We start from the raw sequence: 9,369 nt of genomic DNA, 5'->3' as shown, positions 1-9,369 counted from the left end.
CGGTTGTTTCTCCCCCCGGGCCCACCGCCCACCTACCGGGCCACCGGCCCGCTCACCGGACCACCGCCGGTCAACTGCTGCCCGTCGGCTGCGTCAGGTCGTAGAAGGTGGCCGAACCCACGGTCACCTTCTTGAAGTTGGCCGTGACCCACGTGCTGATCTGCGAGGAGCTGGAGGTGGTGGGGGAGTTGCCGCCACCACCCATGCCGCCGCCCGAGATGAAGTAGTGGATCTTGCCATCCGTCACGTACTTCTTGAACTGGGCCAGGGTCGGGGACGGGTCGGTTCCGTTGAAGCCGCCGATCGCCATCACCGGCTTACCGGTGGCCAGTTGGTAGCTCGCGGAGTTCTGGGAGCCGACGGCCGCCGCCGCCCAGGTGTAGTGGTCCGCGTTCTTCGACAGCAGCGTCTTGGCCTTGGAGCTGACGGTCGCGCCGTTCAGCAGTCCTCCGACACCACCGCCGCCCCCGCCCATACCGCCGTCACCCGTACCGCCCCCGGGCATGCCGCCCTGCTGGTTCTGCCCCTGGGTGGTGCCGTTGCCCTGCTGGTTCCGGCCGGGGAAGCCACCGGTGCCGCCGGTGCCACCCGTCGGGGGCTGGCCCATGCCCCCGCCCTGCTGCCCGTTCTGCGGGGTGCCGTTGCCGTTCTGCTGGTTCTGGCCGCCACCGGGGAATCCGCCCCGCATGCCACCGCCGCCCGGACCGCCACCCATCATGCTCGCCCCGGACGGACCGGCCGTCACGATGGAGCCGGTGTGCCCGGTGTTCACGGTGGAGAGCGTGTACGCCGTCGGACCCGCGACCGCGGACACGAAGCTCAACGCGACGGCCGCGAGGGCCAGTCGGCGGCCCAGCCGGCCCGCGAAGATCAGACCGAGCGCGCCGGCCAGACCGCCGACGAGGACCAGCCACTTGAGCCACGGCAGATAGTCCGAGGTGCGGTTGAGGAGGACATATCCCCAGGCCGCGGACGCGGTGACCGCACCGGCGAGGGTGAGCGACGCCCACACCTTGCCCCGCTCCTCCCACAGCACCGTCGCGCCCATGCCGACCACCGCGGCGATGTACGGGGCCAGGGCCACCGTGTAGTACTGGTGGAAGATGCCGGCCATGTAGCTGAAGACGAGCGTGGTCATCAGCAACGCGCCGCCCCAGGCGAGGAACGAGCCGCGGGCCAGGTCGGTCCGCTTCGCCCTCCAGGTGAGGACGATGCCGGCCACCAGCAGGATCAGGGCCGCCGGGAGCAGCCACGAGATCTGGCTGCCGATCTCGGAGTTGAACATCCGGTCCCAGCCGGTCTCCCCCCACTGCCCGGTGCCACCGCCGCCACCGCCGCCACCGCCGCCTCCGACGCTGCCGGTCTCGTCGCCGTTGATACGGCCGAGGCCGTTGTAGCCGAACGTCAGCTCCAGGAAGGAGTTGTTCTGCGAGCCGCCGATGTACGGGCGGGAGGCCCCGGGCCACAGTTCGACGATCGCGACCCACCAGCCTCCGGCGACGACCATCGCGACCGCCGAGAGGCCCAGCTGCGCGAACCGCTTCCGGAGCCGCACCGGCGCGCAGACCGCGTACAGCACGGCCAGCGGCGGAAGGATCAGGAAGGCCTGGAGCGTCTTGGCGAGGAAGGCGAAGCCGACCGCGACGCCCGCCCAGACCAGCCACTTCGTCCGGCCGTCCTCCAGCCCGCGGATCACGCAGTAGACCGTGACGGTCATGAGCAGCGCGAGCATGGCGTCCGGGTTGTTGAACCGGAACATCAGCGCGGCGACGGGAGTGAGCGCGAACACCGCGCCCGCGATCAGACCTGCCGCCGGGCTGAACCTGCGGCGCACGGCCGCGTACAGGACGCCGACCGTGGCGACGCCCATGAGCACCTCGGGAACGAGGATCGCCCAGGAACTGAGTCCGAAGATCCGTACCGACAGGGCCATCGGCCACAGCGAGGCCGGGGGCTTGTCGACGGTGATGGCGTTGGCCGAGTCGAGCGAGCCGAAGAAGAAGGCCTTCCAGCTCTGGCTGCCGGCCTGCACGGCCGCGGAGTAGAAGGAGTTGGCGTACCCGGAGGCGCTCAGGTTGTACAGGTACAGCACCGCGGTGGCGAGCAGCAGACCGAGCAGGGCGGGGCGCGCCCAGCGCGGGTCCTCCGGCCGACCTCTCCAGGCCCGCCGGAAGAACGGCTCCTCGGGCTCACCGGACCCGGTCGCCGCCGCGGGCGGGGCCGGCTCCGGGGGGAGCGTCGAGGTACTCGTGTCGGTACTCGTGTCGGGCTGTGTCGTCATCGCGCGTTCCTCGGATCGTGATCGTGCGGGCGCACCGCCTGCAACTGCATGGTCGAGTCCCCCCAGGTGCGGTCCGCGGCTTCACCGGCGCGGAACTGGGCCGTGTCGTACGAGGACGAGGGCGTCGTCGGGCGCTGCGGCAGCGGGGCATGCGCGTCCACGCCGTGCCGTACGCCCGTCGGGTGGACCGGCGGGCCCGGCTGGTGCGAGGCCACCACCGGGGACGGCGACGGTGACTCGCCCTGGCGGTCCGGGAAGACCCAGGCGCGGAAGAGCAGGAAGCGCAGCACGGTCGCCGCGAGGTTGGCGGCGATGAGCACCGCCAGCTCGGTGGAGTGCGCGGGATCGTTCGTCGCCGCGTTCAGGGCGGCGAGGGAACCGCTGGTCAGAGCCAGCCCGATGGCGAAGACGACCAGGCCCTGTGCCTGGTGCCGGACGGCGCCGCCCCGGCCGCGTACACCGAAGGTCAGCCGCCGGTTGGCCGCCGTGTTGGCGACCGCCGACACGAGCAGCGCGAGCGCGTTGGCGACCTGCGACCCCGAGAAGGAGCGGAAGCCGCTGTAGAGCAGCAGATAGAAGAGCGTGGACAGGCCGCCCACGACGCAGAAGCCGACGAGCTGACGGGCCAGGCCCTTGGGTATGTCGGTCAGTTCACGGTCGCGCGGGTCGTCCCCGAAGGGCCGGGCCAGCCGGTCGAGCGACAGCGAACCCGTGGCGAGAGCGCGTCCCACCCGCCACACCCCCTTGAGGTCGTCCGTCGCGGTCTTCACGATGTGGACGGTCGACTCCGGGTCGTCGACCCAGTCCACCGGCACCTCGTGGATGCGCAGCCCGGCCCGTTCGGCCAACACCAGCATCTCGGTGTCGAAGAACCAGCCGGTGTCCTCGATCAGCGGCAGCAGCAACTGGGCGACATCACGGCGGATCGCCTTGAAGCCGCACTGCGCGTCCGAGAAGCGGGCCTGGAGCGAGCCGCGCAGGATCAGGTTGTACGTGCGGCTGATGAACTCCCGCTTGGCACCGCGCACCACGCGCGAGGAGCGGGACAGCCGCGAGCCGATCGCGAGGTCCGAGTGACCGGAGATCAGCGGGGCCACCAGCGGCAGCAGCGCGTTCAGATCGGTGGACAGGTCCACGTCCATGTACGCGAGGACCGGCGCGTCGGACGCCGACCACACGGTCCGCAGCGCCCGGCCGCGGCCTTTCTGCTCCAGCCGGAAGGACCTGACCTCCGGGATCTGTGCCGCCAGCCGCGCCGCCACCTGAGGGGTGGTGTCCGTCGACGCGTTGTCCGCCACCGTGATGCGGAACGCGTACGGGAACGTGCGCTTGAGGTGCTCGTGGAGTCTGAGCACACAGGGCTGGAGGTCCTTCTCCTCGTTGTAGACGGGGATCACTACGTCCAGGACAGGCGTACCGGCGTCTCCGGCCGGGAGGTGCTCCCGCGCCGGCAGGTTGCCGGGAGAAGAGTCGGTTCGCATGGGAACGACTCTCGTCAAGCCCCCTGTTGCACCCATGTGGTGGCACTGTGCTGTGCCTGTGAGTGCGATTGCCAATTCGTTTCGGGAGCCGGACTGGGCACCGCCGGGCCGAGCGCGGGCAGGTGCACGGTGAACACGGTGCGCCCCGGAACGCTGTCCACGGTCACCGCGCCTCCGTGCGCGGACGCCACGGCCTGCACGATCGCCAGCCCCAGACCGGTGGAGCCGGTGGCGCGGGAGCGCGCGGAGTCACCGCGCGCGAAGCGTTCGAAGACGCGCGGGATCAGGTCGGGCGGGATGCCCTGGCCGTCGTCCTCGACGTCCACGCACAGCCACGGACCGCGTCGCTGGACGCGTGCGGTGACGGTCGTACCGGGGGGTGTGTGCGTTCTCGCGTTGGCAAGCAGATTGACGAGCACCTGTTGCAGGCGGGCCGAGTCCGCGGACACGAGTGCGGGCTCGTCGGGCAGTTCGAGGCGCCAGTTGTGGTCTCTTCCGGCCGCGCGTGCGTCGCTGATGGTGTCCACGACGAGCGGTACGAGGTCGGTCTGCTCGAACTGGAGGGGCCGCCCCGCGTCCAGGCGGGCGAGCAGCAGCAGGTCCTCGACCAGGAACGTCATCCGGCCCGCCTCGGACTCGATCCGTCCGAGCGCGTGCCGGGTGTCGGGGCCGACCTGCTCTCTGCCGCGCCGGGTGAGCTCGGCGTACCCGCGGATGGAGGCCAGCGGTGTCCGCAACTCGTGGCTGGCGTCCGCGACGAACTGCCGTACCCGCATCTCGCTCTGCTGGCGGGCGTGCAGCGCGCCGTGGACGTGGTCGAGCATGCGGTTGAGCGCGGCGCCGACCTGACCGACCTCGGTGTGCGGGTCGGTCTCGGACTCGGGGACGCGTTCGCTGAGGTTGACCTCACCGGTGTGCAGGGGGAGTTCGGAGACCCGGGTGGCGGTGGTGGCGACCCTGCGGAGGGGGCGGGTGGCCAAGCCGACGAGCACGTAGCCGGCGATGCCGGCCGCGACGAGGCCGGCGGCGGTGACGCTGCCCTCGATGATGACGAGGGTGCTGAGGGTCTTGTTGACGTCCGCGGTCGGGATCGCGACGTAGTAGCTGCCGTTGACGCCGGGGCGGTACTCGGCGCGGTACTCGCCGTAGCCCGGGATGTCGACCGTGTGCGCCTTGCCGTCCCGGGTGACGGCGCCGAGCGCGGTGCGCGCGGCCTCGCTGAGGTCACTGGACGCCATGCCGCTGATGTCGGTGCTCTCGTCCGAGGCCTGGCCGACCTTCGCCTCGATGATGCGGCCCTTCTGGACCTTGGCCGCGATCATGTTCTCGGACTCCGGTCCGTGCGTCACGAACTCACCGAGGTCGAAGGTCTGCGGGGTCTTCTGGCCCACGTCCTTCGGGTCCGCGTCCTTCTTGCCGGGACCGCCGCCGGGAGGCCCGCCGAAGCCGGCTGCCCGGCCGGCGACCTCGCCCAGCCGGTCGCCCAGCTGCTCGTAGAGATGCGACCGCAGCGCGAGCGTGGTCACCGTGCCGATCACGGCGCAGACCACGGCGATCAGGACCACCGACGCGACGACGAGCCGGGTCCGCAGCGTGCGCGGCGTACCTGCTCGCTTCTGCGCTCGCGGCCGTCGTCGTCCGCTCATGACACCGCGGGCTTGATCAGATATCCGGCCCCACGCCGGGTGTGGATCATCGGCTCACGCCCGGCGTCGATCTTGCGGCGCAGATACGAGATGTAGAGCTCGACCACATTGGCCTGCCCACCGAAGTCGTACGACCACACACGGTCGAGTATCTGCGCCTTGCTCAGCACCCGGCGCGGATTGCGCATCAGGAAGCGCAGCAGCTCGAACTCCGTCGCGGTCAGGTGGATGTTGTCAGCGCCCCGCGACACCTCGTGGCTGTCCTCGTCGAGGGTGAGGTCCCCGACGACGAGCACGGACTCGGACCGCCGGTCGGCGGCGCCCGAACGCCGGATGAGACCGCGCAGCCGGGCCACGACCTCCTCAAGGCTGAACGGCTTGGTGACGTAGTCGTCGCCACCGGCCGTGAGCCCCGCGATCCGGTCCTCGACCGCGTCCTTCGCCGTCAGGAACAGCACCGGGACGTCGGGCAGCTCCCGGCGGAGCCGGCCGAGCACCGTCAGCCCGTCCATGTCCGGCAGCATCATGTCGAGAACGACGGCGTCGGGCCGGAACTCGCGGGCGGTCTGCACCGCACCCGTCCCGTCTCCCGCGCTGCGGATCTGCCATCCCTCGTAGCGAAGGGCCATGGACAGCAGCTCGGTGATCGACAGCTCGTCGTCCACCACCAGCACGCGGACGGGGCTCCCGTCCGGCCTCAGCAGTTCGGTGCGCCCCTGGGGCGAGGTCGTGGTCATAGCGGACACCTTGGTGGGCGCCGCTGAGAGCATCCTTTCGGCTACCTGTGATTTCCCTGAGAAACGCACAGGTGCCTCTCAGGAAACTCCTGGGAAGAGCACGCGGTTCCCGGCGGGGCCCCGGACCAGGGCCCCGGACCAGGGCCCCGCCCGCCCGTCGACGTCAGCCGAGGCCGAAGAGGCGTGTGCCGTTCCCGTGGCAGACCGCCCGCAGCCAGTCGTCCCCCAGTCCGAGCCGTTCCAGCGCGCGCAGCTGGTGGATGTACGGGTACGGGATGTTCGGGAAGTCGGTGCCGAGGAGCACCCGGTCCCCGAGGTCGGCGAGCCGGGGCAGCAGCTCCGGCGGAAACGGCGCGAGCCGCTCGCTGAAGTCCGTGAACGCCATGGTCGTGTCGAGCCGCACCTCTTCGTACCGCTCGGCGAGGCCGAGGAAGTCCTCGTACTCGGGCATCCCCATGTGCGCGAAGACGAGCCGCAGTCGGGGATGTCGGCCGAGGACCGCCGCGATCGGTCCCGGCCCGGTGTATTTGCCGGGCGAGGGCCCCGATCCGCAGTGGATCACGACGGGAACACCCGCCTCGGCGAGCGATCCCCAGGCCGGATCGAGGAGTTCGTCCCCCGGGTCGTACGCCCCCACCTGCACATGCGCCTTGAAAACGCGCGCACCCGCCTCCACCGCCTCGCGCACGTACCGCTCGACGCCCGGCTCGGGGAAGAGGGTGGCGGTGTGCAGGCAGTCCGGGGTCCGGCGGGCGAAGCCGACGGCCCAGGAGTTGAGCCACTCGGCCATGCCCGCCTTGTGCGGGTAGACCATCGCCGTGAAGGCGCGCACCCCGAACTCCCTGATCAGCGCGAGCCGTTCGTCCTCGTCCGCGCGATAGGTGATCGGCCACTCGACGCCGCCGGCGGGCTCGCCGAGCCCGTCGAAGTAGTCCCAGACCTTGCGCAGCACCCGCTCGGGCATGAAGTGCGTGTGGACGTCGACGAGTCCGGGCAGCCCGAGCCCCTCCCAGAACCCCCGCACCTCCGACGCCTCGCCCGGAATCGGCAGGGGCTCCTCGCCCTGCACCTTCCTGGGCATCTCGCCCGGCACCTTCTCGGCGCCGGCCGCGGCCTCCCGCTCAGCCGCGGGCACGCTCGAACCCATGGCTCCGCTCGACCTTGGCGACGTGCAGGGTGTACCGCTCGTACCACTCGTCCCGGCCGCGCCGCTGTGCCGCCCGGTGCTCGGTGTGCGCACTCCACTGCTTGATGGCGTCCTCGTCCCGGAAGTACCCGACGGTGATGGCCAGTCCGCCCGGCGTCCGCGCGTGGTCCATTCCCAGGTAGCCCGGAATCTGCTGCACCAGTTCCTCCATCCGCTCGGCGGTCTCCCCGTACCCGGCGTCGTCCTCCCTCCGTACGGAGGTGAACACGGCGACGTAGTAGGGCGGCTCGTGGGCTGCGACAGGCGCGTGATCGTGGTCGCTCATGTCCGCCACTCTCCGTCCGGGCGTCCCCGGTCGTCCAGCACCTTTCCGAACGGGATCCCAAAGGGATCCGAGTCTTGACCATCCCCCCACCCCGCCCCCTCACGCGGCCCGCTCAGAAGAGCCCGTCCTGAACACCGAGGTCCGCGACCCTCAACTCCCGTACAGGAAAGGAGACCCCGAAGCCCCCATCCCCGTCCCCGCCCCTGTTGCCGTCCCTGTCCCCGCCCCCGACGCCGGTCAGATCCCACCCCGTCATCAACCGTGTGTCGAGAACGACGACTCCCCGCCCGGTGGCGAGATGGAGATCAGGACCCGCGGCACCGCACAGCTCACCGCTGATCACCCCTCCCGCGACCAGTTCGCTCACGACTCCCTGTGCGGGCGGGAGTCCGGCGAGCCCGAACACGTCCGTGTGGTCGACGGGTGCGAAGGGCTCGCGCCGCAGCGACTCCGGCCAGCCGTGGAGCCGTCCGGCGAGCGCGTGCAGCTCCCGGATCTCGGCGATGCGCTCCGCGGGCCCCGGCAGTTCCGCCCGCACCACCCGCTTGTCGGCGTACGGAATCCGGTCCGGCACCTTGAGCGCGGCCCGCAACAGCTCCTCGGTCCTGCGCGCCGCCATCAACGGCCCCTGCCCCAGCCAGCTGAAGGTGACGGCACCCTGCTCCAGGAGCCGGGCGGAACCCCGCTCGACCCCCGTGATCCCCACCTTCACCATGCCGGGCCCGAACCACGCGAGATACACGTGGTACGGCCGCGGATCGTCGGCCATCGTGTCGGCGGCCACGGAGTGCGCCCGGTCGAGGCGCGCGCACTCCTCACACCGCGCGCCCGTACCGCGCGGCGACACGGCGGCCCGCACGGGACACGCGTTGCCCCGCGCCCCGACGCACGTCCGCACACCCCCGTCCACCACGCCGAACGCCACCCGCTTCCCCCGCGCCAGCGGACTCCCCCGCCCCCCGCCCCACACGAGCACGGGCCCGTCCCCCGACCACCGCAACCCCGAACACGTCCACGCCTGCCGCACACAACGACATTAGAACGCCCCACTGACAACGCCCCACTGACAACAGCTCCTGGCCCGTGGGAACAGCCACGGTGCCGCGAGCACCGAGCCCGGTCTGCGGAGCGCTCCGCCCCGCCGCGGCCCCGAACGGAGTTGCCCCGGGGAGTAACCGGCCCTCGTGGGCCGCCCTTGACTAGCTCGATGCGCTCTTGACGTTGAGGGAATAGTCCGCCGCGACGGAGAAGTCGGCGGACTCGCCGCGGATCGTCAGGGTGTGCGGCCCGGGTTCCAGCGGCTCCAGCTGGACCCACAGTCCGCATCCGGTGGCGGTGAAGCTTCCCCCGGAACCGGTGACAGGGTTGTCGGCGACGCCCCGCACGGAGACCGACGTCCCTCGGTGTTCCTCCGCCTCGACCTTCTCGCCGTCTAGCACCGCGGACCCCTTGGCGACCTCCATGAAGCCCGCGCAGTCCGAGGGCTCACCCATGTAGTGCACGAGGGGAAAGGCGAGCGGCACTCCGCCGGGGACGCTGCGTTCCCGGCCCCGCATCCCACCAGCGCGGCCAGCACCGCCCCGGTGAGCGCCGCTCTTCCGACCTTGGCCTTCACGACCGTCCCTCCCCGGTGTCGCACTGATCTCTCGACCCCCCGGTCGACGTGCGACATGCGACATGCGGGGACACCCTGGCCACGAGCCCGGTGGCGCTCGGTCGTCAGCCCATTGCGGCAGCCCGTCGCCGTAATTC

General features: G+C 71.2%; 8 protein-coding genes. All 8 read right to left on the bottom strand.

Translation table 11 applies throughout. From position 1 onward, the window contains the following. Window positions 1-70 precede the first annotated feature (70 nt). Entirely contained in the window at window positions 71-2,281 is a 2,211-nt protein-coding gene (locus ACFWBT_RS38915) for an ArnT family glycosyltransferase (RefSeq protein ID WP_385708357.1), read from the bottom strand. After that, window positions 2,278-3,762: a glycosyltransferase gene (locus tag ACFWBT_RS38910; protein ID WP_385708354.1), complete on the bottom strand. Its 1,485-nt coding sequence runs from the start codon at window positions 3,760-3,762 to the stop codon at window positions 2,278-2,280. Before ACFWBT_RS38910 ends, ACFWBT_RS38915 begins: the two co-directional genes overlap by 4 nt. A gap of 14 nt (window positions 3,763-3,776) precedes the next feature. Beyond that, entirely contained in the window at window positions 3,777-5,408 is a 1,632-nt protein-coding gene (locus tag ACFWBT_RS38905) for an ATP-binding protein (protein WP_385708351.1), read from the bottom strand. After that, window positions 5,405-6,145, bottom strand: a complete 741-nt coding sequence (locus tag ACFWBT_RS38900) for a response regulator transcription factor (RefSeq protein ID WP_385708348.1) — start codon at window positions 6,143-6,145, stop codon at window positions 5,405-5,407. The genes ACFWBT_RS38905 and ACFWBT_RS38900 overlap by 4 nt, the downstream gene beginning before the upstream one ends. 163 nt (window positions 6,146-6,308) lie before the next feature. Next, a complete protein-coding gene (locus tag ACFWBT_RS38895; RefSeq protein ID WP_385708360.1) occupies window positions 6,309-7,226 on the bottom strand; it encodes an amidohydrolase family protein in 918 nt (305 codons plus the stop codon). A 40-nt stretch (window positions 7,227-7,266) separates the two neighbouring features. Next, window positions 7,267-7,617 (bottom strand): antibiotic biosynthesis monooxygenase family protein, encoded by a 351-nt coding sequence (locus ACFWBT_RS38890; RefSeq protein ID WP_385708345.1) that lies wholly within the window; start codon window positions 7,615-7,617, stop codon window positions 7,267-7,269. 112 nt (window positions 7,618-7,729) lie between these two features. Then, window positions 7,730-8,644 carry a DUF2797 domain-containing protein gene (locus ACFWBT_RS38885; RefSeq protein WP_385708342.1) on the bottom strand — a complete coding sequence of 305 codons (915 nt, stop codon included), beginning with the start codon at window positions 8,642-8,644 and terminating at the stop codon, window positions 7,730-7,732. A gap of 172 nt (window positions 8,645-8,816) precedes the next feature. After that, a complete protein-coding gene (locus ACFWBT_RS38880; protein WP_385708339.1) occupies window positions 8,817-9,173 on the bottom strand; it encodes a hypothetical protein in 357 nt (118 codons plus the stop codon). Window positions 9,174-9,369 lie beyond the last annotated feature (196 nt).

The sequence above is a fragment of the Streptomyces sp. NPDC060027 genome, assembly GCF_042737005.1.
Classification (GTDB): Bacteria; Actinomycetota; Actinomycetes; order Streptomycetales; family Streptomycetaceae; genus Streptomyces.
This window is presented reverse-complemented; position numbering and strand designations above follow the sequence as displayed.

Coding starts and splice junctions, on each gene's coding strand:
- ACFWBT_RS38905 (WP_385708351.1), bottom strand. CDS start 5,408: ATGAGCGGACGACGACGGCCGCGAGCGCAGAAGCGAGCAGGTACGCCG.
- ACFWBT_RS38895 (WP_385708360.1), bottom strand. CDS start 7,226: ATGCCCAGGAAGGTGCAGGGCGAGGAGCCCCTGCCGATTCCGGGCGAG.
- ACFWBT_RS38880 (WP_385708339.1), bottom strand. CDS start 9,173: ATGCGGGGCCGGGAACGCAGCGTCCCCGGCGGAGTGCCGCTCGCCTTT.
- ACFWBT_RS38890 (WP_385708345.1), bottom strand. CDS start 7,617: ATGAGCGACCACGATCACGCGCCTGTCGCAGCCCACGAGCCGCCCTAC.
- ACFWBT_RS38915 (WP_385708357.1), bottom strand. CDS start 2,281: ATGACGACACAGCCCGACACGAGTACCGACACGAGTACCTCGACGCTC.
- ACFWBT_RS38900 (WP_385708348.1), bottom strand. CDS start 6,145: ATGACCACGACCTCGCCCCAGGGGCGCACCGAACTGCTGAGGCCGGAC.
- ACFWBT_RS38910 (WP_385708354.1), bottom strand. CDS start 3,762: ATGCGAACCGACTCTTCTCCCGGCAACCTGCCGGCGCGGGAGCACCTC.